At 46.5% G+C, this 25,594-nt stretch carries 24 protein-coding genes and 2 tRNA genes; 16 read left to right on the forward strand and 10 right to left on the reverse strand.

The annotated features are described in order from the left end of the window. Window positions 1-16: 16 nt before the first annotated feature. Window positions 17-460: a GNAT family N-acetyltransferase gene (locus ABCW47_RS12515; RefSeq protein ID WP_343210276.1), complete on the reverse strand. Its 444-nt coding sequence runs from the start codon at window positions 458-460 to the stop codon at window positions 17-19. 305 nt (window positions 461-765) lie between these two features. On the opposite strand from ABCW47_RS12515, the gene ABCW47_RS12520 reads away from it, so the two are divergent. The 6 genes from ABCW47_RS12520 to ABCW47_RS12545 all read left to right on the forward strand — a co-directional run bounded on the left by ABCW47_RS12520 (window position 766) and on the right by ABCW47_RS12545 (window position 7,126). Then, on the forward strand, window positions 766-2,826 hold the full coding sequence (locus ABCW47_RS12520) for a GGDEF domain-containing protein (RefSeq protein ID WP_343210277.1): 2,061 nt from the start codon (window positions 766-768) through the stop codon (window positions 2,824-2,826). Window positions 2,827-2,828: 2 nt separating this feature from the next. Continuing rightward, complete coding sequence (gene rplI / locus ABCW47_RS12525) at window positions 2,829-3,278, forward strand: 50S ribosomal protein L9 (protein WP_343210278.1); 450 nt, start codon at window positions 2,829-2,831, stop codon at window positions 3,276-3,278. 146 nt (window positions 3,279-3,424) lie between these two features. Then, window positions 3,425-4,756 carry a replicative DNA helicase gene (gene dnaB / locus ABCW47_RS12530; RefSeq protein WP_343210279.1) on the forward strand — a complete coding sequence of 444 codons (1,332 nt, stop codon included), beginning with the start codon at window positions 3,425-3,427 and terminating at the stop codon, window positions 4,754-4,756. Window positions 4,757-5,100: 344 nt separating this feature from the next. After that, the gene (locus ABCW47_RS12535; RefSeq protein ID WP_343210280.1) at window positions 5,101-5,676 is read left to right on the forward strand and encodes a TetR/AcrR family transcriptional regulator; all 576 of its coding nucleotides are present in this window, start codon (window positions 5,101-5,103) and stop codon (window positions 5,674-5,676) included. Continuing rightward, on the forward strand, window positions 5,673-6,404 hold the full coding sequence (locus tag ABCW47_RS12540; protein WP_343210281.1) for an ABC transporter ATP-binding protein: 732 nt from the start codon (window positions 5,673-5,675) through the stop codon (window positions 6,402-6,404). The genes ABCW47_RS12535 and ABCW47_RS12540 overlap by 4 nt, the downstream gene beginning before the upstream one ends. Beyond that, window positions 6,401-7,126, forward strand: a complete 726-nt coding sequence (locus ABCW47_RS12545) for an ABC transporter permease (RefSeq protein WP_343210282.1) — start codon at window positions 6,401-6,403, stop codon at window positions 7,124-7,126. Before ABCW47_RS12540 ends, ABCW47_RS12545 begins: the two co-directional genes overlap by 4 nt. Window positions 7,127-7,195: 69 nt before the next feature. Here ABCW47_RS12545 and ABCW47_RS12550 read toward each other — a convergent pair whose 3' ends face one another. Both ABCW47_RS12550 and ABCW47_RS12555 read right to left on the reverse strand, forming a co-directional pair. Continuing rightward, the gene (locus tag ABCW47_RS12550) at window positions 7,196-7,921 is read right to left on the reverse strand and encodes a GTP pyrophosphokinase (protein ID WP_343210283.1); all 726 of its coding nucleotides are present in this window, start codon (window positions 7,919-7,921) and stop codon (window positions 7,196-7,198) included. A 1-nt stretch (window position 7,922) separates the two neighbouring features. Further along, window positions 7,923-9,317, reverse strand: coding sequence for an MATE family efflux transporter (locus ABCW47_RS12555; protein WP_343210284.1), 1,395 nt, complete (start codon window positions 9,315-9,317; stop codon window positions 7,923-7,925). Between the two features lie 459 nt (window positions 9,318-9,776). On the opposite strand from ABCW47_RS12555, the gene srtB reads away from it, so the two are divergent. Next, the gene (srtB, locus tag ABCW47_RS12560; protein ID WP_343210285.1) at window positions 9,777-10,595 is read left to right on the forward strand and encodes a class B sortase; all 819 of its coding nucleotides are present in this window, start codon (window positions 9,777-9,779) and stop codon (window positions 10,593-10,595) included. 103 nt (window positions 10,596-10,698) lie between these two features. Here the strand turns inward: srtB and ABCW47_RS12565 are convergent. Continuing rightward, window positions 10,699-10,771: transfer RNA gene (locus ABCW47_RS12565), tRNA-Lys, on the reverse strand. A 126-nt stretch (window positions 10,772-10,897) separates the two neighbouring features. Further along, window positions 10,898-10,970: transfer RNA gene (locus ABCW47_RS12570), tRNA-Phe, on the reverse strand. A 289-nt stretch (window positions 10,971-11,259) separates the two neighbouring features. On the opposite strand from ABCW47_RS12570, the gene ABCW47_RS12575 reads away from it, so the two are divergent. Continuing rightward, window positions 11,260-11,430: a DUF362 domain-containing protein gene (locus ABCW47_RS12575; protein ID WP_343210286.1), complete on the forward strand. Its 171-nt coding sequence runs from the start codon at window positions 11,260-11,262 to the stop codon at window positions 11,428-11,430. A 302-nt stretch (window positions 11,431-11,732) separates the two neighbouring features. On the opposite strand, the gene ABCW47_RS12580 is transcribed toward ABCW47_RS12575, so the two are convergent. Then, complete coding sequence (locus ABCW47_RS12580; protein WP_343210287.1) at window positions 11,733-12,347, reverse strand: helix-turn-helix domain-containing protein; 615 nt, start codon at window positions 12,345-12,347, stop codon at window positions 11,733-11,735. Window positions 12,348-12,593: 246 nt separating this feature from the next. Here ABCW47_RS12580 and cls point away from each other — a divergent pair, with 246 nt between their 5' ends. The 4 genes from cls to ABCW47_RS12600 all read left to right on the forward strand — a co-directional run bounded on the left by cls (window position 12,594) and on the right by ABCW47_RS12600 (window position 16,692). Next, window positions 12,594-14,123 (forward strand): cardiolipin synthase, encoded by a 1,530-nt coding sequence (gene cls, locus ABCW47_RS12585; protein ID WP_343210288.1) that lies wholly within the window; start codon window positions 12,594-12,596, stop codon window positions 14,121-14,123. Between the two features lie 124 nt (window positions 14,124-14,247). Continuing rightward, window positions 14,248-15,705: a spore germination protein gene (locus ABCW47_RS12590; protein WP_343210289.1), complete on the forward strand. Its 1,458-nt coding sequence runs from the start codon at window positions 14,248-14,250 to the stop codon at window positions 15,703-15,705. 78 nt (window positions 15,706-15,783) lie between these two features. After that, window positions 15,784-16,197 carry a DUF4430 domain-containing protein gene (locus ABCW47_RS12595; RefSeq protein WP_343210290.1) on the forward strand — a complete coding sequence of 138 codons (414 nt, stop codon included), beginning with the start codon at window positions 15,784-15,786 and terminating at the stop codon, window positions 16,195-16,197. A gap of 15 nt (window positions 16,198-16,212) precedes the next feature. Beyond that, on the forward strand, window positions 16,213-16,692 hold the full coding sequence (locus ABCW47_RS12600; protein WP_343210291.1) for a hypothetical protein: 480 nt from the start codon (window positions 16,213-16,215) through the stop codon (window positions 16,690-16,692). Between the two features lie 48 nt (window positions 16,693-16,740). On the opposite strand, the gene ABCW47_RS12605 is transcribed toward ABCW47_RS12600, so the two are convergent. From ABCW47_RS12605 to ABCW47_RS12620, 4 genes are all read right to left on the reverse strand, one after another. Continuing rightward, window positions 16,741-17,664: a DMT family transporter gene (locus ABCW47_RS12605; protein ID WP_343210292.1), complete on the reverse strand. Its 924-nt coding sequence runs from the start codon at window positions 17,662-17,664 to the stop codon at window positions 16,741-16,743. 119 nt (window positions 17,665-17,783) lie between these two features. After that, entirely contained in the window at window positions 17,784-18,893 is a 1,110-nt protein-coding gene (locus ABCW47_RS12610; protein ID WP_343210293.1) for an iron-containing alcohol dehydrogenase family protein, read from the reverse strand. Between the two features lie 499 nt (window positions 18,894-19,392). Continuing rightward, on the reverse strand, window positions 19,393-20,331 hold the full coding sequence (locus ABCW47_RS12615; RefSeq protein ID WP_343210294.1) for a transketolase family protein: 939 nt from the start codon (window positions 20,329-20,331) through the stop codon (window positions 19,393-19,395). 150 nt (window positions 20,332-20,481) lie between these two features. Beyond that, complete coding sequence (locus ABCW47_RS12620) at window positions 20,482-21,303, reverse strand: transketolase (protein WP_343210295.1); 822 nt, start codon at window positions 21,301-21,303, stop codon at window positions 20,482-20,484. Between the two features lie 464 nt (window positions 21,304-21,767). Between ABCW47_RS12620 and ABCW47_RS12625 the strand changes: the two genes are divergently transcribed. From ABCW47_RS12625 to ABCW47_RS12640, 4 genes are read left to right on the forward strand one after another with little or no spacing between them, the layout of a single operon-like run. Beyond that, window positions 21,768-22,673, forward strand: coding sequence for a DMT family transporter (locus ABCW47_RS12625; RefSeq protein ID WP_343210296.1), 906 nt, complete (start codon window positions 21,768-21,770; stop codon window positions 22,671-22,673). Window positions 22,674-22,690: 17 nt separating this feature from the next. Next, complete coding sequence (locus ABCW47_RS12630) at window positions 22,691-23,428, forward strand: DUF8091 domain-containing protein (RefSeq protein ID WP_343210297.1); 738 nt, start codon at window positions 22,691-22,693, stop codon at window positions 23,426-23,428. A 14-nt stretch (window positions 23,429-23,442) separates the two neighbouring features. After that, window positions 23,443-24,843, forward strand: coding sequence for an aminotransferase class I/II-fold pyridoxal phosphate-dependent enzyme (locus ABCW47_RS12635; protein ID WP_343210298.1), 1,401 nt, complete (start codon window positions 23,443-23,445; stop codon window positions 24,841-24,843). 41 nt (window positions 24,844-24,884) lie between these two features. Further along, a complete protein-coding gene (locus tag ABCW47_RS12640; protein WP_343210299.1) occupies window positions 24,885-25,472 on the forward strand; it encodes a nucleoside/nucleotide kinase family protein in 588 nt (195 codons plus the stop codon). The last annotated feature ends 122 nt before the right edge of the window (window positions 25,473-25,594 follow it).

The raw sequence follows: 25,594 nt of genomic DNA on the forward strand, positions 1-25,594 counted from the left end.
TGCCCTCTTTGCAGGATTAGGGTCTCCATTCCATTGAGGTGAACCTCAGACCATTTACGATCTGCTCCGCTGAGGTATCACGAAACCCCAGTTTATGATAAACAGGAACAGCATAGGGTGAGGAATTCACGGTTATTTTACCGCTTGAATTGTGCTGTATAACTGTCTGGAACAAATGCCTTCCAATTCCCTGTCTGTGATATTTTCTATCGACAAAAAACAGCGCAATGTGGGTGCTCTCACTGCGGGTGGCAATGACCCCAGCCAATACATCATTTACATAAGCGCCAAAGATACGAAGATTCTTTAAATAGTTATAGTCGTGGATACTTTTATAGAATTCGTCTATACCTTCCTGGCTGTAGTCAGGAGCTTCATATTGAAGGAATACCTCCCAGACTAATGCCAGCGCTTTCTTTATTTCTTCCTCTTTTAATTCTTTTATAAATATATTATTCATAGAACTCTCTGCCTTTTTAATTTGATTATTCCTTATAGTTTACCACATTAATGTAGAAAACACACCAGGAATCATATCACCCTAACGAAGAATGGTATTAGTTGTGCAAATCGCGCTTTAATGATATAATATCGGAAGAATATCGAAAGGTATTATATCGTGCCGGAGCGATATTTGTTCCGGAAGGGGACGCAGCTGCCGGAGGTGTTCTGCTTTTATGGCTAGATGCGGGAAGTTGTTTTACAGAGAGAGGTTGGTTATGTCCGATGGTGATCGGGCATGCTTTCCGATACAGGAGTAGCAGTATGGATGGAAAGAAAAACAAAATAAAGGGAGCTTTGAACCAGTATTTCCGTTGGCCGGTGATTGTAGCTGTGGTGTGGATTGTGCTGGATGTCCATGCGTTTTTTGTGGACAAGCGGTTTGCTGCATTAATATCGGCTTATTTTGCCGTTTACCTGATCGCTGTGGTTGTTTATTATTATTGCAGACGAAACAGGGTGTTGAAGGATCTGGTTAAGTTTGCGGGCAATTATCACTGCCTTCAGACGAAGCTGCTGAAGGAACTGGAACTGCCATTTGGTATATTAGATGAAAAAGGCCGCTTGCTGTGGGGTAATGACGATTTTATGGAGGTAATCCAGGATCAGGCAAAGGCTAAGAAGAATATTTCTCATGTGATAACCGGGATTGACTGGAATAAGATTCCGGACACGGAATTTGATACACAGATTCATACTACAATTCAGGATAAGAGCTACAATGTAGTGCTTCGCCGGATGCGGCTGAGACAGGAAGATCTGTCGCTGGGACGCAGGGGAGATGACATGGCGGTATTTGAGAATAATACCAATGTGATTGCCATCTATCTGCACGATGAAACGGAACTGATGCACTATATTAAAGAAAATAAAGAAGAGAAGATGATTGTCGGCCTTCTCTACATTGACAATTACGAGGAAGTGCTGGAGAGTATTGATGAGGTCAGAAGATCGCTTCTTATCGCTCTGGTAGACCGTAAGGTCAATAAATACATGCAGAACTATGACGGTATCGTGAAAAAATTGGAGAAGGATAAATATATCCTGATTTTTAAGGCCAAATATCTCGGTGAGATGCAGGCTAATAAATTTGCGGTGCTGGAGGATGTCCGTTCGATCAGTATTGGCAATGAGATTGCCGTTACTTTAAGTGTGGGTATCGGCGTTAACAGAGAGACTTATCTGGGAGGATACGAGAGTGCCAGGGCAGCTATTGATCTGGCGCTGGGCCGGGGCGGAGACCAGGCGGTTGTCCGTGACGGGGAGAAGATTTTATATTATGGAGGCAAGAATGTCTCTGTTGAAAAGAATACCCGTGTGAAGGCCAGAGTAAAGGCCCATGCCCTGCGGGAGCTGATTGAGGCCAAGGAAAAAGTGGTTGTTATGGGCCATGCAATCGGAGATGTGGATTCCCTGGGTGCGGCGATCGGTATTTACCGGATTGCAAAAACGCTGAATAAGCGGGCCTATATTGTTATTAATGAAATTACAAGAAGTGTAAAGCCGGTTCTTGACCGGTTTACGAATAATCCGGATTATGAAGAGGATATGTTTATTAACAGTGCACAGGCGAAGGAGCTCATGACGGCGAATACGCTGCTGGTCATTGTGGATGTAAACAGGCCGAATTATACGGAGTGCCCGGATCTTCTGAGTATGACCAACACCATTGTGGTGCTGGATCACCATCGAAGAACAGGCGAAGCGGTTAAGAATGCAGTCCTGTCTTATATTGAACCCTATGCTTCCTCCGCCTGCGAGATGGTGGCGGAAATTCTGCAATATACAGGCGAGGGTATTAAACTCCGGCAGACCGAGGCGGATGCCATCTATTCCGGTATTATGATTGATACGGATAATTTCCTTACCAAGACAGGTGTCCGGACCTTTGAGGCGGCGGCATATCTTAGGAGAAACGGGGCGGATGTTACCAGAATACGAAAAGCCTTCCGCAGTGATATGACGGAATACCGGGCAAGAGCAGAGGCGATACGCAATACGGAGATTTATCTGGAGCATTATGCAATCGGAGACTGCGACCATGTGGGCGTGGAGAGTCCTACCATTCTGGGGGCACAGGTTGCCAACGAGCTTCTGGATATTACGGGTATCAAGGCATCTTTTGTTCTGACACCCTTTAACAATAAAATATATATCAGTGCCAGATCAATTGACGAGCTGAATGTACAGCTGGTTATGGAGAAGCTTGGCGGGGGAGGCAACCCGAGTGTGGCCGGGGCGCAGTTGAAAGACTGTACCTTATCAGAGGCCAAGGAGAAAGTCAAGGCAGTTCTGGATCAGATGCAGCAGGAAGGAGACTTATAATTATGGATATTATATTATTGGAAGATGTAAAGACCCTGGGGAAAAAGGGTCAGAAGGTTAAGGTTAATGACGGTTACGCAAGGAATTTTATTATACCTAAAAAATTAGGCGTGGAGGCTACAGCCAAAAACCTGAATGATTTAAAGCTTCAGAAAGCGAAAGAAGAAAAGCAGCAGCAGGAATTACTGGAGGCGGCCAGAGCACTTGGAGAGGAAATCAAGTCCAAGGAAGTGGTTCTGTCGATCCGCTGCGGAGAAGGCGGAAGAACTTTTGGCTCCGTTTCTACGAAAGAAATTGCACAGGCGGCTAAGGATCAGTTGGGAATGGAGATTGATAAGAAAAAAATGCAGCTGACGATTCCTATTAAAAGCGCTGGGGTATTCCATGTGCCTGTCAAACTGCACCCTAAGGTAACGGCGGAACTGAAAGTGAAAGTGGAAGAAGAAAGATAAAAGCATGCTTTTAGCTGGCAGGCACCGGACTTGGCGACAGATCCGGTGCTTGTATTACAATAAGACGGCCCGCGAAGCGTGCCGTCGTTTGTTGTCATAGATAAGACCCGAAACATCGGAGGATGAGACAGGACAGGAGAAAAAATATGGATGAAGCATTGATTAAACGTACTCTTCCTTACAGCAATGAGGCGGAGCAGTCGGTGATCGGCTCGATGCTGCTGGACAAGGATGCGATAACCGTGGCTACGGAAGTGATTTCCGGCGACGATTTTTATCAGAGTCAGTACGGGGCGCTTTTTGACGCAATGGTAGAACTTTATAATGAGGGCCGGCCGGCAGATCTGGTAACGCTTCAGGATAAAATAAAAGAAAAGTCTCTTCCGCCGGAAGTCTATAGTGCAGAATTTCTCCGGGATCTGATTACGGCAGTACCGACCTCTGCCAACGTGCGTTCCTATGCCGAAATAGTACGCGAAAAGTCTGTGTTAAGAAGACTGATCAAGGTTACGGAGGATATCTCCAACCAATGCTATCTGGGTAAGGATAAGCTGGATCTGATATTGGAGGATGCGGAGAAAAAGGTCTTTGATGTAGTGCAGAACCGGGATGCCGGAGATTACGTAGACATCAAGGATCTGGTTATTCATTCCCTGGAAAGCATCGAGGCTGCGGCAAAGAATAAGGGAAGTGTCACAGGAATCGCCACAGGCTTTTATGATCTGGATTATAAGACGGCGGGACTGCAGCCTTCGGACCTGGTCTTGATCGCGGCCAGACCGTCCATGGGTAAAACGGCCTTTGTCCTGAATATTGCTGAGTACGTGGCAATCCGAAGCCACGTGCCCACCGCTATATTCAGCCTGGAGATGTCCAAGGATCAGCTGATCAAACGTATGCTGTCCATGCACTCCAAGGTAGATTCCCAGTCAATCCGTACAGGTAACCTGCAGGATGAGGATTGGGTGAAGCTGGTGGAGAGTGCCCGCACCATTGGTAATTCCAATCTAATCATTGATGATACGCCGGGTATCAGCGTTGCGGAGCTTCGTTCCAAGTGCCGGAAATACAAGATTGAGCACAATCTGGGGCTGATTATTATTGACTACCTCCAGCTGATGAGCGGAAGCCGGAAGACCGAGTCCAGACAGCAGGAAATTTCGGATATTTCCCGGTCGCTGAAAGCGCTTGCCAGAGAGCTGAGTGTTCCGGTTGTATCTTTGTCTCAGTTAAGCCGTGCGGTGGAGCAGCGTCCGGACAAGCGTCCGATGCTTTCGGATCTGCGTGAGTCTGGTGCTATTGAGCAGGATGCGGACGTTGTTATGTTCATATACAGGGATGATTACTACAACCATGATACAGAGGAAGCTGGCGTGGCTGAGATCATTATCGGAAAGCAGAGAAATGGTCCTACGGGGACGGTGAAGCTGGCATGGCTTTCTCAGTTTACCAAGTTTGCAAACCTGGAAGGAAATTAAACATTCAAGTACGCCTCGGCGTACTTGCTGCGAGCCGCACGTCATGCTTTGCATGACATAATACATCTGTGCGGCTCTGCAATCCGCCGGAGGCTTTATCTTGGAAGGAGACTGGGCTCCCACCAAGACGAATTTGTTATTTACTCACCACCTATAAAGGTGGGAGTCTTATCTACTTCCATGATAAACCAATAGGTGCAGGAGGCAGCGAAAGATGCTGCAGCCTGCACTTTTCTCATGCAACAACCTACCTTCTGGTGTGTTGACAATATTATGGTAATATGTTAATATAACTAATGATATATAACAAACGATATATAATAGCGTATGGAGGGTAAGGTACGATGGCGCCAAAAACAAAGATCACAAAACCGGAGATTATTGCCGCGGCATTAGATATTGTGCGTGAAGCCGGTGCGGAATCATTGAATGCGAGGGCGGTGGCGGCAAAACTGAACTGTTCCACACAACCGGTTTTCAGCAATTTCAGTACGATGGACGAACTCCGGGAGTCAGTTATTGCTGCAGCGGATGATCGGTATCAGAAATTTCTGAAACGGGGGATGAGCGATCCGCAGTACCCTCCGTATAAAGCAAGCGGAATCTATTATATCCGCTTTGCGCTGGAAGAAAAGGAACTATTTAAGCTGCTGTTTATGCGTGACCGGACCAGTGAGGAGATAAGAGAAGAAAGAGAGAAGCTATCGGACCTGATTGCTTTGATCGCGGAGAATACAGGACTAAGCCAGGACGATGCCTATCTGTTCCATGTGGAAATGTGGCTTTATGCCCACGGAATTGCTGTCACAATCGCCACATCGTATCTGAGCTGGGATTGGGCTATGATCAGCAGGATGCTCAGCGATGCCTATGAGGGGATGCGATTGAGATACCAGAACAGGGGGAGTGAAACTGAATGAATGAAATCAAGGTAAATGACCTGACCAAAAAATACAAAGACCTGACGGCGGTGGATCATGTCAATCTATCAATTCAGGGTGGAGAACTTTTTTCTGTGCTGGGCGTCAACGGAGCCGGGAAGACAACTCTTATTAAAATGCTATCCTGTCTTGCCAGACCAACAGAAGGAGACGCGGTTTTAAATGGGAAGAGTATCACCCGCGATACACAGGCGGTCAAGGCAATCATCGCCGTTTCGCCTCAGGAGACAGCGGTTGCGCCCAATCTGACGGTAAAAGAGAACCTGGAACTCATGGCCGGAGTACATGGGCTTGATAAAGGTATGAGAAAAAGCAAAGCAAGTAATATGCTGGAACAGTTTGATTTAATGTCCATCTCAGAGAAAAAAGCCAAAAAGCTTTCGGGCGGATGGCAGCGAAGACTCAGTATTGCCATGGCATTGATCTCTGAGCCTGAGATTTTGTTTCTGGATGAACCTACACTGGGGCTGGATGTTCTGGCCCGCCAGGAATTGTGGAGATTTATACGCTCACTGAAAGGAAAAATAACAGTCATTTTAACAACCCACTATATGGAGGAGGCGGAAGAACTGTCCGACCGTGTTGCCATTATGAAGGCGGGTAAAATACTTGCGGTGGGCTCAGTGGATGAAATTAAGAAAAAAGCAGGCACGGATAACTTTGAGCATGCGTTTGTCGAGCTGGTGGAGAGGGGAGAGGCAATATGAGAATGATGACATTTGCGGGACGAACGCTAAAGGAAATTCTGAGGGACCCTTTATATATGGCTTTTGGCATTGGATTTCCGCTTGGTATTCTGCTTCTTCTAACTGCGATACAGGCAAATATACCTGTGACACTATTCGAGATTGAAAAGCTGACTCCCGGTATAGCGGTATTTGGCTTGTCCTTTATGACGCTGTTTGCCGCCATGCTGGTCTCCAAGGACAGATCCGGAGCCCTGATTCAGCGGCTGTATACGACCCCGCTGACAGCGGCGGATTATATTTGCGGCTATATGCTTCCTCTGCTGCCAATAGGATTTGCCCAGACAATAGTATGCTATAGTGCGGCTGCGTTTCTGGGATTAAAAATAACGGTTCATGTTGTATATGCAGTCTTGATGTCAATACCGGTTTCGCTCTTCTTTATCGCGCTTGGCCTGCTGTGCGGTACGGTCTTTAATGATAAACAGGCGTCAGGAATCTGCGGACCGCTGCTCACCAATCTGGCAGCTTGGCTGTCAGGAGCCTGGTTCGATTTAAATCTGGTGGGCGGGGTGTTTAAAAAGGCTGCGGATGTTCTGCCGTTTTCCCATTCCGTTGAACTCCAGCGCATGCTTTTGGCAGGAAACGCCGTGTCCGGGCATTTGTGGTGGGTGCTTGGATATGCTTTCATGACGGTTCTGATCGCTGTCACTGTATTCACCCGCAGAATGAAAAGCTGTTAAAAAATGCGGGAACCTTAACTGGAAGGTTCCCGCATTTTTTATGAGGCGTTTCGCGAAGTGTGCCCCTGTTTATTGTTCATTGTCCCGTGAAATAGAATTCTCTGCGGCAGACTGGAGCATTTCAAGCCGGTTTTTAATCTCCTGCATACGGGTGTCCGTTTCAAAAATCGTATCGGCACATTCCTTTAACTCCTGAATAATCGGGGAAGCCGATCTATCATCATCAAATTTTTTATAATGAATCTGATGCTCCAGACTGGCCCAGAAGTTCATAGCTATGGTACGGATCTGCACTTCAACCTGTACAGGCTGCTTCCGGTCCGACAGATAGACAGGAACCTCCACGATCATGTGGAGACTCCGGTAACCATTTTCCTTGGGCTTGCGTATATAATCCTCCCACTCTTTTATTTTCAAATCATCCTGGGAAGAAAGCATTTTAGCTACAAAATAAATATCGTCGATGAACGGACAAATCACACGGATTCCGGCCACGTCATGCAAATTCAGCCGAATAGATTCCAGGGACAGTTCATAGCCCTTCCGGACCATCTTCTCAAAAATGCTCATGGGATTCTTAACCCGGCTTTTGATGGTGTCGATAGGGTTGCGCTTATGATTGGCCTGAAATTCAATATTCAGGATTTCCAGCTTGGTGCGAACTTCCTTGATGGCACACTCATAGAGCATCATCATTTCCTGAAAGCTGCGCATAGCCGATACAAACTCTTCCTCCTGGGCATTGCCCCGGAGAACAGCCTGCTTAAAGAATTCTTTGGTAAGCTGCTGCTTCACGTTAATTTTCCCCCTCCGGATGATGGGACGGCAGTTTTTTCAATGTTTTATTAAAGGTAGCAAAGAACATAATTACAGTGACCGTAATTGCTATCGTATCGGCAATCGGCTCCGCCAGAAAAACAGCCTTTACTTTGTCTGACGAAAAAATACTCGGCATAATATAGATGAGCGGAATCAATAGTATAATTTTCCGCAGCAGCGCCAGGAACAGAGAAGCCTTAGCGTTGCCCAGGGCAATAAAGGTCTGCTGGCAGGCAATCTGCGCGCCCAGAATACAGGAAACGGCCATATAAATCCGAAGTGTCCAGGAAGTCATTTCGATCAGCTGTGCATTGTTGGTGAAAATAGCTGCAAACATCGCGGGATTGATCATAACCAGCGCCCAGAGCAGAGTAGTGTAGGCCAGACAGCTGATAAACAGCAGATGAAAAGCCTTTTTCACACGGTCTGCCTTGCCGGCACCATAATTATAGCTGATGATCGGCTGCGCCCCCTGGGTCATACCCAGCAGCGGAAGCATGGCAAACTGCATAACACTGGTTAAAATTGTCATAGAACCCACGGCCAGATCGGAGCCGTATTTTAACAGAGACGTGTTAAAACAAACGGCGAGCAGACTTTCGGTGGACTGCATAATAAATGGAGATACACCCAGGGCAAGCACCGGTAAAATAACACCAGCCCTGACATGAAGGTGTTTTTTGCGGACTTTCAAAATGGACTTTTTACCGCACAAAAACCATACAACCCAGACGGCGGAGACAGCCTGTGAAATGATAGTAGCCAGAGCTGCGCCTTTTACACCCATATTAAAACCAAAAATTAAGATCGGGTCCAGGATAATATTAATCACTGCACCGATTGCAACGGTCAGCATACTGGTCTTTGCAAAGCCCTGTGTAGTAATAAAGGGATTCAGACCCAGCGCGTACTGTACCGCGATCGTACCAATCGCATAGATATTCATGTAGTCCAGAGCATAGGAAATCGTCACGTCGCTGGCTCCGAATATCATCAGAATACTGCGTCCGAAAAATAAAAAGACAGCAGTCAGAATAAGAGCAAGAATCGTAAGGGTAGAAATACAGTTACCCATAATCTCTTCTGCCGAATCATTATCACCGCGGCCCATCATGATAGCTGCACGGGGTGCGCCTCCGCTTCCAATCAAAGCGGCAAACGCCGAGATAATCATGATAACCGGAAGACATACACCCACGCCGGTGAGAGCAGTGGCGCCCACCTCCGGAATGTGTCCAATGTACATACGGTCAACCATATTGTATAGTACATTGATCAACTGTGCCGCAATAGCAGGAACAGCCAAATTAAAAAGAAGCCTGCCTACGGAGCCTTCTCCTAAATTTGTTTCTTTTTTTACTTGATTTGCCATAACAATCGTTCTCCTTCTTGTGCAAAAAAGCACTCTAACCACTATTTTAAAATACAACATAAAGAAAGTAAACGGGTTTATAGATTTTTAATAAACAAGCCATGCACCGCCAGGAACCCCAACCTCCGGGAAAGCTTGCTTTCCAGAGGAGGTTGGGGTTCCTGGCGGTATGCGGCGCAGCCGCAAAGCGAAACAATCCGAAGGATTGTGAGCTTAAGCGTGGCTGGGAGAAAAGAAGCACAGCCGCAAAGCGAGCCAGAACGAAGAGAAGGCAAGCTTAAGCGTGGCTGGAAGAAAAGAAGCGCAGCCGCAAAGCGAGCCGGAACGAAGAGAAGGCAAGCTTGTGAGTGGCTGGAAGAAAGCGGATAACCCTGCTTTCCAGAGGAGGTAAAACCCCCTGTAGAAATGATCTGATATCTACGTTATAATAGGGACAGAGAAAAGGAGAAGATACCGGACATGAAACACAAAAAAACAAAGAACCTGATCATAAATCTGAGTATGGCCGTATTGCTAGTTATATTCCTGTTCTCAGCGGCACGTTTAATCCGATACCATCAAGAAGCCAAAAAAAACAGTAATATATATGAAGAGCTGGTATCTGAGACGGTCCGGGTACCAGAACAGATGCCGATGCTGCAGGAAGAGAATGAGCCCGTCAGGGAGGAACAGACAGATGAACACTGGAGCCCGCGGTACATTGACTTTGACAAACTGGCGCTCATTAATGATGAGATCATAGGCTGGATTACGGCGGAGGGCACGTCTGTGGACTATCCGGTGGTACAGACTGATAACAATGAATTTTATCTAAATCATGACATTAATAAAAATGTCAGCAGTTATGGCGCAATATTTGCGGATGCTGACGCCGAACTGTCAGGTAATCCGTTTAATACGGTGTTGTATGGACATCATATGAAGAATGGCCAGATGTTTGGCGAATTGAAAAAATACCGGGAGCCCGAATTCAGAGAACGCTATCCTTATTTTACTTATACAGACCAGTCTGGGAGCAGGAAATTTGAAATATTTGCTGTCTGTGTGACGGATGCCAATGAAAATGGAAGAAACTTTCTGCCCTATCATCGGTATACTGGCGGAAGCGAAGAAGAGAACGAAGAGTTTCTCGGTAAAGTGCATGAACTTGCTTTATACGAAACGGGAGTAGAGGCAGCAGGGAATGATCAGATAATGATTCTTTCAACCTGTACTTATGAAGTGGAAAACGGAAGAATGTTTGTTGTCGGGAAACTGGTGGATACAGCAGCCAAATAGAAAGGGAACATCGGGTCTTGTGAACCCACGGGGTTCGAATCCCTCGTTACTTCTAAATAAAACAGGGGTTGTGTTCGAAAGAACACAACCCCTGTTTTATTAATGAGACATCGGGGATTCGAACCCCGGACAACTTGATTAAAAGTCAAGTGCTCTACCAACTGAGCTAATATCCCATATAAAAATGCTCCTGAACTGTAGTATAACCAAATCAAAAACACATTATTATCAAATGCTCAAAGCAACAGGCAAAAGCCTGCTTTAAGCTATTAGAAACTATCGCTTCCTGAGGTCTTAAAAAGTGCCCAGAGCCGGAATCGAACCAGCGACACGAGGATTTTCAGTCCTCTGCTCTACCAACTGAGCTATCTGGGCGCAATCATCGGGAGTAAATCAACGGATATCAAAGACGAAATAATCAATTCGAACACTTACTAAAAACCCCAATGTAAGAGCACTCATCACGACAGTGCTTGTATAATATACCACTTTTCAGAACCGATGTCAACATTTAATAAATGAAAACTGGAAAAAATTTTACGTATTTTTTTTGATACAGAAAGCTTTTCCACTTGTATTATAAAGAGAAATATTATAGAATGGGGGTACAAATAAGGACAGCCAATATTTGCTGTCCTGTTAATAAAAAAGGAGGATATCTATTATGGCACATGTTATTTCTGACGAATGTATTTGCTGCGGAACTTGTGAAGCAGAATGTCCTGTTAACGCTATTTCTGAAGGCGATGGCAAATATGTAATTGACGCAGATACCTGTATCGATTGCGGTGCTTGTGAAGCTGCTTGTCCTACTGGAGCGATCAGTGCTGAATAAGTTTAAGTAAATAGAAACAGTAAAAAGAGTCTGAACTAGTTCAGGCTCTTTTTTCATTGTATAATTACGGGTGTCAAAAGTACCGTTGGTACTATGCTTTATCCTATATATTGATATTGTAAACAAGTTCACATATCAATATATAGGATAAAACCAGTGCAAAGCACTGGTTTGACACCCTGTTCTGACCCTGATTTACAGCTAAATTTAAATTGCCCCGGAACGGGCTGGCCTTTCGGACGCAGCTCATTTCGGGGCAAGGAAGACGAATGAGATGAAAAAGGATAAAGGCGGATGTTGAATCAGGGAGCAACAGCAGCTTTCTGTTTCTTCTTCCGGAAAAGACCTTTCTTTTCCTTGGAAGCGGACTTGACTGCTTTTTCTTTTCGGCGTTTCTGGCTGCCGCGAATGGTTTCATCGAGGCGTTTAAAGCGCTGTTCTTCCTGTTCTTCTCTGACACGGAACATATAGTCCATTTCTTTAATAACCTGCTCGGACAATGCCCGGTTATTCTCCTGCAAGGCGCCGGATATCAGCTGATTCATCATGAGCTTGAACTGGGAAAGCTTGTCCCAGGTTTCCGGTGCAGGGGATGCTGGTTCGCTGCAGGCCACTTCAGCGGTTGGAGCCGCTTCCTCGTTCAGTTCCTCTTTCAGCTTATTGATAGCCTGCATGTCCAGTTCCTCCAGATGATGTAGATCGGGGAGAAGGATTTTGATTGCTTTTAACTGAAAGCCCTGTTCCTTTAAAGTCTTAATATTTTTCAATAGTTCAATGTCAGATTCTGTATAATAACGATGTCCCATTTCATTCCGCGCGATAGGAAGTTCTAATTCTTCTTCCCAATAACGGAGTACATGAGGCTCTACATCAACCTGCTTGGATGCGTCTGAGATGATATAACGGTTCTCTGCCACAAAGATACCTCCTTATGTATTTTCTATGTTTTCCATATACTAAATTATACCATTCTTCCCTTCTAAGACAAGAAAAAGTCATCGACTAAAATCCCCATAAACCCTTGAAATCAGCGGGTTTTCGATAAGTACACCTGCCTGCGTGGGGTATATTTTGACAGATCCTGAAGAAGAAACAGGTAATAAATTTTTTAAGATAAGAAAGACTATACAGATACTCTCTTTTAACTTAAACAGGTGAGATAAATGAAGATAATAAAAATATTGTGCAGCCGGCTGGTTATTACAGGGCTGCTGTTTGCTGTTCAGTTAGGATGGCTGATTTATGCTCTGCTGACGGTCAGCCATTTCAGCTGGGTGGCGGGAACCGCATTTCGAATCATTAGTATTCTGGCGGTTATCGGTATCGTACAGAAGAATGAGAATGCAGGCTACAAACTGGCCTGGGTGATTCCCATCCTTCTGTTTCCACTGTTCGGAGGCCTGCTCTATTTAATTTACGGGACAAAACGGCCGGTCAGACGGTTCAGAAAAAAACTGGAAAAGGAATATTGTGCGTCTATGGATGTTCTGAAACAGGATTCTGAGATTACGGAACAGTTAAAGCACTGGGATAAAGGTTATGGAAGACAGGCAGAATATGTTTTCCGGGTATCGGGCTATCCGGTGTATAAAGGTTCAGAGACGGTCTACTACACTGGGACGGCGGAATGTTACGAGGCGATTCTGAAGGAATTGAAATATGCCAGGAAGTATATTTTCCTGGAATATTTTATTGTACAGGAAGGAAAGATGTGGAACCGGCTGCTTGAGACTCTCCAGGCAAAGTGCGGGGAAGGGGTACGTGTTTATATGATTTATGACGATGTTGGCTGTCTGGGCAGACTGCCGTTTCGGTATTATAAGAAACTGGAACGGCTGGGGATTCACTGTCTGGCCTTTAACCCCTACCTTCCTATTTTTTCTTTGGCGATCAATCACAGAGATCACAGAAAATTACTGTGCATTGACGGTCATACGGTTTTTACGGGAGGGTTTAATCTGGCGGATGAATACATCGGGGAGATTGAACGGTTCGGATATTGGAAAGATGCAGGCATAAGAGTGCGGGGAGAGGCAGCTTGGAGTTTTACAGCTATGTTTCTTCAGATGTGGAAAGCAGTCCGTCCTATGGAGGAGGACTATTCGTATTTCCTGCCGGATGGTCTGCCGGACAAAAACGTGGTCTCGGATGGATACGTACAGCCCTACTCGGATTCTCCGCTGGATAATGAAAACCTGAGCGAAAATATTTTTATCAATATGATTCACGGAGCCAGAGAATATATTTATCTCTTCACACCCTATCTGGTACCGACCGACAGCCTGCTGAACGCACTGAAAGTGGCGGCTGAAAAAGGGGTTGATGTAAGAATCGGGATGCCGGGTATTCCGGATAAGAAATTTGTTTTCTGGCTTTCACGGTCCTATTATCGGGATCTTATGGAGGCGGGAGCCAAAATCTATGAATATACCCCTGGTTTTCTTCATTCTAAATGCTTCGCCTGTGATGATGCGATAGGCACGGTGGGCAGCTGCAATCTGGACTACAGGAGCCTTTATCTTCATTTTGAATGTGGGACGGTCCTGTATGATACAGAATCGCTTTTAAAGCTGAAAGAGGACATGTTAAAAACATTTCAGGATAGCCGTCAGGTAAAAGCGGAGGAATGTAAAAAAAACGGTCTTATGCGCTTTGTCCAGGCAGTCCTCCGCTGTTTTGCGCCGGCCTTTTAGACTGAAGGTGCCTCAGCGGAACGGACCGGACAGGAAACGGAGTAATTTTACCATTTTTGGAAATACTACCAACAGTTAACGAGGATAAAACGGCAGACTGTATCTGAGAGGAGTATAGATTGTAATGTCAGATTTTTTAGTGAAGGACTACCAAACAAATAAGAAGAAATTAGATGAAATGTTTCATGTAGATGAGAATTTTGATCTGATTAACCGGGAATTTGAAATGGGCGGAGTCAAAGCCTGCATTTATTTTGTAGATGGATTGTGCAGAGATGAAATCCTAAACAGGCTGATGAACTTTTTTATGGGCTTAAAACCGGATTCTATTCCTGCCACGCCCCAGGAGATGATCGAGAAGCTGATTCCATATGGAGAGACAAGCCTGGTAAATGAGGAAGAGCAGACGGTTCATTTTATCCTGGCCGGGGTGCCCTGCATGTTGGTGGATAACTATGACCAGCTGATTGCCGTGGACTTTCGGACTTACCCTGCTAGGGGTGTGGAGGAACCGGATAAAGATAAAGTTATGCGTGGCTCCAAGGACGGTTTTGTAGAGACACTTGTATTTAATACCGCATTGATCCGAAGAAGAATACGAAGCCCAGAGCTTACCATGGAAATTATGTCCGGAGGGACCAGTTCCAAGACCGATATCGCGATCTGCTATATGAGGGACCGTGTCAATCATGAATTTTTAAATGAGATAAAAAACAAGATCCAGAAGCTTTCCATTGATGCCCTGACGATGAATCAGGAAAGTCTGGCTGAGTGCCTGTATGAGAGAAAATGGTTTAACCCCTTTCCCAAATTCCGCTACTCAGAACGCCCCGATGCGGCGGCAGCCTCTGTGCTGGAGGGCAGCATCGTCATCCTGGTAGATAATTCTCCGGCAGCGATGATTCTCCCCACTACTATTTTTGATGTAATTGAATCGGCAGATGATTACTATTTTCCGCCGGTTACCGGAACCTATCTTCGTCTGTCCAGGTTCTTGATCAATATTGTAACACTGCTGCTGACACCCACCTGGCTTCTGCTGATGAACAATCCACAGTGGATACCGGAATGGCTATCCTTCATTACGGTCAAAGAACAAGTTTATGTTCCGCTGCTTTTGCAGCTCTTAATATTGGAATTTGCGGTGGATGGCCTGCGGATGGCTTCCTTAAATACACCGAGTATGCTCAGCACGCCTCTCAGTGTAATAGCCGGTATTGTAGTCGGAGACTATACGGTCAGTTCCGGATGGTTTAACGCGGAATCCATGCTGTATATGGCCTTTGTCACCATAGCCAACTACAGCCAGACCAGCTTTGAGCTGGGGTATGCATTAAAGTTCATGCGCTTGATTCTGTTGATTCTGACCGGACTGTTTGGCATATGGGGCTACGTGGGCGGCCTGATTTTCGTGGTGCTGGCTATTGTGCTGAATAAGACAATAGCGGGTAAGAGCTATATTTTCCCGCTGCTGCCTCTTAACTGGAAACAGCTGCGTCAAAGACTGTTCCGTGTCTCCTTGCCAGCGAGTGAAAATTATGATAGAATGGGCAACAGAAAAAATAAAAGCGGTAAACAGTAATATATAGGAGGAAATGGAGGGGGCTGTAATTCTTTTATTGCGGCACCTCCTTTTCATTACATAAGAAATGAGGTAAATATGGAAACAAAAAAGAATAATACGAAGAAAATCCTGATTGCGGTAGCTGCACTGACGGTTGTTGTTGCAGCATGTCTCATTCTGTACCTGAACTTGAAACCGAAGGGGACGGATTTTGATAAGAAAATCACGGTGGAAATCGTATACTCGGATGTGCTTAAGGATACGTACTGGCTCGAGACAAATGCCCCTTCTCTCCGGGAAGCGCTGGAAGAGCGGGACCTGATCGAAGGAGAGGACGGACAGCCGGGCTTCTATATTACCTCTGTCGGAGGGGTTGCTGCGGATGAATCAAAAGAGCAGTGGTGGTGCATCACGAAGGACGGAGAGATGCTGATGACCGGTGCGGACGATACGATGATTGCAGATGGGGAGCACTATGAGCTGACTCTGAAAGAAGGATATGATTCATAGGCAGAGGAGAGGGTTTTGAAAGCAAAAGATATTGCGCAGATCGGGCTTATGACAGGAGTCATGATTGCCGGGAAAGAAGCGCTGGCATTTCTGCCCAACATTGAGCTGGTGACTCTGTTTGTTATTCTCTTTACCTTGGTTTTAAAGGGAAAGGTGCTTTTTGTTATTTATACCTTTGTTGCGGTGGAGGGACTGCTCTACGGCTTCGGAGGGACTTGGTGGGTTGTTTATCTGTACATCTGGCCCCTGCTTGCGGGGATAACCTGGCTGTGCAGGAAGAATACATCGGCGGTCCTGTGGGCGGTTCTGGCGGGAGCGTTTGGAATGGCCTTCGGGGCGCTCAGCGCCATACCTTATTTTTTTATAGGGGGAGCCGGAATGGCAGCGGCCTATTGGGTAAGCGGGATTCCATTTGATGTCATGCACTGTGTCAGCAATTTTATCTTGACATTGGTGTTATTTAAGCCAATGTATAAAGTAATTGAGAAATTATAAGGAGCCTGTGCGGATTGCCGCGCAGGCTCCTTTGTGCGTTTTTTCTATTTATGCGGCGGTATCCTGCTTCGTCTTTTTCCTGCCCGCCCGCTTAAGATCTGGTTTCGTCTCCGTGATCACAATGGCCAGCAGTATGAGGACACAGCCTGCCGCCATCCGTCCGCTCATATGCTCGCCGAGCAGCAATATGGAAAAGAATACTCCGAAGACACACTCTGTGGAGAGTATCAGGGATGCCGTAGTGGCGGAAGTGTATTTTTGGCATACCGTCTGCAGTAGAAATGCCGTCATCGTGCTCATAAGCCCCAGATACAGCATACCCGCTATTATACCCGGCTGGAACGCGTTGGCCGGGAAGCCGCCGTCCATAATTGGCGCGCAGATCCAGGAAAATATGGCCGCAAAGGCGATTTGAAGCAGAGTTAAGCATACCGGGTCCTGGAGCTTGGCGTACCGGTCAAGAAAGACAAAATGTATGGCATAGCCTACCCCGCAGAGCAGCGTTAGGATATCTCCGATATTTATCCCGCCCCCGCTGCCATCCAGAGACAGAAGAGCGATCCCGGCAAAGGATGAAGCTGCTGCCAGCAGACAGAACAGGTCGGGCTTTTTGCGGTTGATAAACCAATGCAGAAAAGGCACAAGAACCACATAGATGGTGGTGATAAACGCATTTTTCCCCGCGGTTGTATATTTACAGCCTATCGTTTGCACAGCATAGCTTATAAACAAAAAGAAACCCAGAATCGCGCCGGAACGCAGCAGAGGAATGTTGATTGCCTTTAACTTCCTGTGAAAGATCAGAACCAGGCCCAGAGCGCCTATGGTAAAACGAAAGGCAAGCATATAAATAGGAGGGATCAGATCCAGGGAATTTTTTACGATAACAAAGGCAAATCCCCAGATGATACTGGTTAAAAGCAGGCCGGCGGAGGCCAGAAGGCTTATTTTCTTGGTGCTGGCTGTTGGCATGATGCGTCCCCCTCTAATGTTAACGCCGGCACCTTCCGGGCCATGCGGTTATATAAGAACGGCAGAGAGCCAATGCCCTCTGCCGGATTTTAATTCCTATTATTCTTTCTGATTCCTGCTTAGATCATTTTTCTATACATATCATACAGGATTTCATCCGTAATCTCAATAGGATTATTCAGCATATTCGGATGATGGCTTGCCGCAACCAGTTCATCCAGCTGTTTCTCATCTATATTAAATTCTTTCAGATCGGTAAGTACGCCCACATCTTTCTTCAGCTGAGCAATCTCATCTGCCATAGCGTCTACACTGTCAAAGCCCACTGTCTTGGCAAAATTCTGTACACGGGGATCTACTTTGTTTACTCTGGCAAAATAGTCCAGGGTAAGCGCGCAGGCTTCGCCATGTGCAATGTGGAACATGCTGGTCAGAGGATAAGAGCAGGCGTGGCTGGAAGTGGTTTTCGGAAGGTTGAACGCAAGGCCCGCGATAACAGAAGCCTGGCACATTTTGGTTCTGGCATGAACGTCAGAGCCATCCTTCACCACACGGCGCAGATATTTAAACACAAGGCGGGTTGCGTGCTCTGCCATAGCATCACAGATCGGCTGATGATTTACGCTCCAGTATGCTTCAACAGCATGGCAGAGTACATCCAGACCGGTGGAAGCAGTGATCCTGGGCGGTACGGACAGGGTCATCTGAGGATCAATGATGGCATAAGTAGGATAGAAATTGTTGCTGACAACCGGGGCCTTCTTGTTCAGATCATGATCGGTCAGTACCGAAACACCGGTTACTTCACTGCCGGTTCCTGCGGTTGTAGGAACAGCGATCAGAGGCAGATGTTCAGCCGGAAGAGCAACGCCGGTTCCATGATATTTTACAATAGAGTCATCTGTTTTACAGGTTGTAGCAGCTGCCTTGGCGCAGTCCATTGCGCTGCCGCCGCCCAGAGCCAGCACAAATTCTGCTTTCTGCTCTTTTAAAACGTTCGCGCAGTTATCTACATTTACAACAGTGGGGTTTGGCTCTACATCAGAGTAAATGCTGATCAGGCGTCCGTCTGAATTTTTCATAATCTTGTCGGCAAGCCCATTCTGTGCAAAGAAAGGGTCGCTGACTAATACACCGTTCTTTAAGTTGTTTTCCTCTAAAATTTTACCGATACGGTCCATTGCGCCGTCTTCAAAGATTACAGTTGTCGGGTGAAAATATTTCCACATAATATCCTCCATTCCGAAGCGTTACAACAGGAGATCCGCACCAGGCGGTGCGGAGTAATTGAATTTGTGACGCTTCCCCACAAATTCGGGTATTAAGGAAGAGATGTGTTATCCCTATACCGTGCTCCTTGCTTGTTCAATAGTTTCTTTATGCTGCCGCAGGATGAAATCCCCGCAAAACTATATACACAGCAGACAACACCGTCTGAATTTATATATTAAGGAAGCCAACCGGCATTGTTTGCTGTGTCTATACACTGTTAAAAATTTAACTTGCCTCTTTCGCTGTTGATTGTATCACATTTTTTTGAAAAGTCATCACCTATTCTGAAAAACTGTGGATTTCCATAAAAATAAAAGCGATTGAAGCTATTTCATGGACAAAAGTATGAAAAGATTCCAGTATTTTCTGCCAACAGCGATGCAGCAGGGGCTAAATATTTATTGGATTTATAAAGGCCGCAAACCCTGCCTGCGGCCTTTATAAAATAAAAGCTAATTATTTTCTGGAAATAGCCTTTTTGGCTGCTGCCACGATATCCTCCGGCGTCATTTTGTATTCTTCCAGAAGGAACGGCAGGAATCCAACCTGGCCGAAGCGGTCCTGAATACCAACCATCTCAACGGGAGTGGGAGCTTCCTTGGCAAGCGCTTCCGCTACTGCGGAACCCATGCCGCCGACTACACTGGAGTTCTCACAGGTGACTACTGCGCCGGTTTTCTTAGCGGATGCAATGACCGTCTGGGTATCCAGAGGTTTAATGGTATGGATATTAATTAATTCAGCATCAATACCCTCTGCTTTCAGAAGTTCAACTGCCTTCTGAGCCTGAGCAACCATAATGCTGGAGGCGAAGATGGAGACATCTTTTCCTTCTTTGATGGTATCTGCCTTAAACAGATCAAAATGATAGATGGCCGGATCGAATACATCCTCCACAAGTTTACGGCTCATACGGATGTAAACCGGACCTTCATATACGGCAACGGCGTCAATCGCCTGCTCCAGCTGAACCGGGTCCACGACATCCAGGATCACCAGGTTAGGAATACCGCGTAACACTGCGATATCCTCCACACTCATGTGGGTACCGCCGTTTAACTCAGCCGTAAGACCGGCATCGGTACCGATGATTTTAACATTATTGCCTGCATAAGCAATAGACAGAGTAATCTGGTCACAGATTCTTCTGGATGAAAAAGCGGTGAAGGTGGTCGTAAAGGGAATGAATCCATAGGAAGCCATGCCGGCCGCCACACAGGCCATATTCGCCTCGGCGATACCGCAGTCAACGACCCGGTCCGGATAATGCTTTCTCACATCGAATGTACCGTTGGAACGGGAAAGATCTGATTCCACCATCACAACTTTATCGTTTTTACCCATCAGGTCAATCATTTTCTCACATAAAACGACACGCATTTCTTTATTTGCCATGATTTTATACCCATGCATTCTGCAGAACCAATTACTGCAGAATCTGCCCACGTAAGCCTAACAAAGCTGGCTTCTATAAAAACAGGCTGAAAGAAGGGCAGTCCGCATCTCTTCCCTTTCTCTTTTCTTTCTTTCAGCCTTCTTCTATTGTTAAGATAACTCTTTCAGCGCCTGTTCCTTCATTTCCGGTGTGAAGGTCATATAATGGCAGGTGACTCCAGTGCCCTCCACGAAAGAAACACCTTTACCCTTTACGGTGTTCATAATGATAATGGAAGGAGCACCCTTTTTGGCCTTTGCTTCGGCGATTGCGCCGTCAATTGCTTCCACATCATGCCCGTCAACGGTATAGGTATTGAAACCAAAGGCACCCCATCTTGCCGCGGGATCGCCAAGGCTCATAACTTCCTCGGTTGTTCCGTCAATCTGAGCGTTGTTATGATCCAGGAAAATTATCAGGTTATCCAGTTTAAACTGAGAAGCGGCCATAGCGGCCTCCCAGACCTGACCCTCATCGCTTTCACCGTCACCGATGATAGCATATACATAGGAATCTTCTTTTAAAAGCTTGGCTGCTTTTGCCATACCGATGGCGCAGGACACGCCCTGTCCCAGGGAACCGGTTGTCATGTCGATACCAGGTGTACGGTTCATATCACAATGACTGGGAAGATTGGTGTAAGGCTTATTTAATGTATGTAACATTTCCAGCGGGAAAAATCCCTTCGCCGCCAGAGCCGCATACACAGCAGGACCGGCATGTCCTTTGGAACAAACCAACCGGTCTCTCCCCTCCATCTTCGGATTTTCCGGGTCTACTTTCATTACATCAAAATACAGAACAGAAAGCAGATCTGCGATAGAAAGAGAGCCGCCGATATGACCCTGACCTAATGTTGCGATACAGTCTACGGTCAAATAACGGATTTGTTTGGCCTTTTCTTCCAACATCATTTTTTTTGCGCTATCCATTTGAGATACCTTCCTTTCGTTTGTCTACCATCCTTTTGCTGATCCGCCGATGGCAAGGTTGCTTCTATAAATATGTCCGCAAAAATTTTGCTAATATCAATGATAGCATAGAGCGCAGCACGGCGCAATCGTTTCTTCCAAAAATATAGACAAAAATGAAAAATCAGTGTTTACTTTTCGCAGGAAAGAAGCTACAATAAAAAACAGTATGAATTCGCAATTAGGCTTAAAAACGGCCTAAAATGAGAGATAGAGCGAAACAAAAAGGGGAAGAGGGAAGAATGAAAAATGAAATAATAGGTTGAAATATTTTCAAAGTATTGATGCAGAATACATAAAAAACAGGGATAAAATTATGAGATGGAGGCCATGCATGCCCGAATGGAGTCCCCTGTTTTAGAAGAGGGCGTTAAAATCTGCCCGGGCAGTCTCACGGCCTGGCTGTGAAAAGCATGGAATTTCAAATGAAAAAATATGGACTTCTGGTCTTACTGGCGCTGATCTGGTCGACCCATTTTACAGTTTTGAATATCGCAAATAAAGCGGTTCACCCCTTTGTGGTAGGCATGACGATCCGTTTCCTGACGTTTCTGCTGCTGACGGTGGCGATTGTCAAAACCGGTGAAATAAAAAAGTTGTTTTCTATAAAAGGTGTTTGGTGGAAATTGATCCTGATCGGTATTCTGGGCTATCTGTTAGATGCCACATCTTTTATGGGATTTCAGGTATCCGATGCCAACACAGGAACTATTCTGCTGAAAACAGATGTGTTGATGGCAAATATTACTTCCGTCATTATTTTTAAAGAAAAATTCACCAAGAAGGACTGGCTGTTCACAATTACTATGCTGGCCGGTGTTGCTATGATACTGGGAATTAATCCTCTCCATCTGAAATTTGATGCCGGCAGTATTTTCTTTATATTAAGCGCCTTCTTTGTAACGATGAACGCTTTTACGATCAAGAGTGTACAGCACAGTGAACATAAGGTTTCCAATAATATAATTGCGTATTATAATAACTTTATAACCATGCTTCTCTTCCTGGCTTCCTCATTGATTATAGGGGTACAGGGGGAAGTGAAAACACTATTTACCAGTTCCAATATCGGAGTGTGCATTGCGATAGGCGGTGTGATGCAGTTTTTAATTTACATGGTATATTATATCTGTCTGGACCGGTTCCCGGTTTGGATTGTGAAGGTATTCCTGCTGCTGATCCCGCTGTTTACCCTGGTTTATAGTATGATTTTGTTTGGACAGATGCCGGGAATTTCCCATCTGATCGGCACACTGATTATCATTGCCAGTGCGGTGGGCATTATCTGTGAGCAGAAAAATAAAAGCGCGGCAGCAGAGCCTGCTTCCTAGAGAGGAAGGAACAAGGCGTGGAATTTCGGGAAGCCTGTGACAGGATTGTATTTCAGGAAAGACAAAAGAATGGAATCGGCACGCTGGGGGAGAAGACCGTCCACGCGGTGCTGAAACAGTATTATGAGCCGGATGAGAGCCGTCACGAACAGAAGGTGGACGGCTTTTATGCGGATGTGGTTACTGGAAACGGGGAGATCCTGGAAATTCAGACCCGCTCCTTTGACCGCCTCAGAAAGAAGCTGGAAGTATTTCTTCCCAGCTATCCGGTTACCGTCATTTATCCTATTCCCTCGAGAAAATGGATATACTGGATTGACGATGACGGGACGATGTCAAAACCCAGAAAGTCCGGCAAACAGGGGAGACCCTGGGACGCGTTTTATGAACTGTATAAGATCAAGCCTTTTCTGACAGAGGAGAACCTGACCCTTAAGATTGTGCTTCTGGATATGGAGGAATTCCGCCTGCTCAACGGCTGGAGCCGGGACAAAAAGCGGGGATCTTCCCGCTATGACCGGATTCCCAGGGAGCTGATCCAGGAGATTATCTTAAAAGGCCCTGCGGATTATCAGCGCTATATGATGCCGGAACTGGGGAAAGAATTTACGGTAAAGGATTATAAAGCGGCGGCGAAAACCACGGATCGGATTGCGGGAAAAGCACTGCATCTGCTAAATTACGTGGGAGCGGTGGAGCAGATTGGCATGAAAGGGCGGGCATATGTCTATGCGCGCAGGGAAGTGAATCGTTAAGAGGCAGGTGGAAAATGGACAGTCTTTATGAGCGCCTGAGTGCATATGGTGAGGGGGATTATTATCCCATGCATATGCCGGGTCATAAACGAAACGAAGTATTAATGGGGATGTGCGATCCCTGCCGGATTGATATTACAGAAATAGATGGCTTTGATAATCTTTCTCATCCGGAGGGGATTTTAAAGGAACTGGAAGAGGAGGCGGGAGCCCTCTACGGCGGTGCAAGGACCTTTTGCCTGGTGAACGGCAGTACGTCCGGGCTTCTGGCCGGTATTGGCGCCCTTACCCGTCCGGGAGATAAGGTGCTGATGAGCCGGAACTGCCACAAATCGGTTTATAACGCGGTGGTAATCAACCAGCTGCATCCGGTATATCTGTATCCGGATACAGATCCGGATACCGGTATTGCCGTGGGGGTGCGGCCGGAGCAGGTGGAGAGGAAGCTAAAGGAAGACCCGCAGATCCGGCTGGTGATCCTGGTTTCACCCACCTATGAGGGGGTGCTCTCCGACGTAAAAGAAATCGGAAGGGCAGCCCACAGTTATCATGTTCCCCTTTTGGTGGACGGGGCCCACGGTGCGCATTTTGGCTTTCACAGGTATTTCCCGCCCTCCGCAGTGTCAGAGGGAGCGGATATAACGGTTCACAGTATACACAAAACGCTGCCGGCTTTTACCCAGACAGCGCTTTTGCATATTCAGGGACCTTTTATTTCAGAAGAGCGGATGAAGCGATATATTAATATGTATCAGACAACCAGTCCATCCTATGTGCTGATGGCAGGGATCGGACGCTGTGTCAATGTGCTGCGGGAGCAGGGACAGCCGCTCTTTGAAAAGCTGGCGCGCAATATTGACAGATTTACCGGTCAAATGGAGCAGCTGCGGCATTTGTCGCTGATGAAGCAGCCAGAGGGTTACCGTAAAGACCCCTCCAAACTGGTCATATTGGCCGGCGGGACGGTGAGCGGTCCGCAGCTCGCGGACCGGCTGAGGCGGGAATTTCATATAGAGACCGAGATGGAAGGGCCGGATTATGTTCTGGCGATGACCGGTATTGGTGACCGGGACGAGGGATTCCAGCGTCTGGCGGAAGCGCTTTGCAGGATAGACCGGGAACTGAGGCCGGCGCAGATACCCGCCGCCGCGGGGAGAACGCTGCCTGAAGCAGTTAAGGCGGCAGAGGCATGGGAGGTTCTGGAATCGGAATGTATGGAACTTCCGCTAAACGAGAGCCGCGGCCGGATTGCGGGTGAGTATATCTCTTTGTATCCTCCGGGAATTCCTCTGTTAGTACCGGGTGAGAGAATTACCGGAGAGTTTCTGGATTTTGCCGCCGGTGCCCGCACTGCTGGGCTTACACTCCATGGACTTGGCAAAACGGGCAGAATAAAAGTAGATGGACACAGTTAACGGAAGCTGTCCGTAATCGGCAGAGAGAAGAAGGGAGTTTCATGGCAAAGTTATATGTTGTGATGGGAAAGAGTGCTACAGGAAAGGATACCATTTATCAGATGCTGCTGGATAACCCGGAGCAGAACCTGAAACGGATTGTGCCTTATACGACCAGGCCGGTGCGGGCAGGGGAGGCGGAGGGCCGGGAATATCATTTTGTGTCCGAAGAGACGATGAAACAAATGGAAGAGGACGGAAAAATTATTGAGTGCAGAACTTATCAGACGGTACACGGGCCCTGGCATTATTTTACCGCGGACGACGGACAGATTGAAGGGGAGCAGGACTGCCTGCTGATCGGGACCCTGGAAGGATATGAGAAGCTGGCGCGCTTCTTCGGGCCGGACAGAGTGGTTCCCATCTACATTGAAGTGCCGGACGGAATACGCCTGGAGCGGGCGCTTAGGAGGGAACAAAAGCAGGCGGAGCCTAAATACGCGGAGATGTGCCGGCGGTTTCTGGCAGATGAAAAAGATTTTTCTGAGCAGAATCTGAGACGTCTTGGCATTGATAAACGATATGTCAATCTGGAGCTTTCAGACTGTCTTGGGCAGATAAGGAATGGGATGGAAAATATAGAACCTTAGTGAGGAATACAAAGGAAGAACAGGGAAAAACTTGCGATATACAGAAAGATGAAATTGTGTTATACTTTCAATGAATCCGATCGTTAGAAATGATTGGAAACACTGGAGAAGGACGGAACTGA

The sequence above is a fragment of the Anaerolentibacter hominis genome (assembly GCF_032380675.1).
Taxonomy (GTDB): Bacteria; Bacillota; Clostridia; order Lachnospirales; family Lachnospiraceae; genus Anaerolentibacter; species Anaerolentibacter hominis.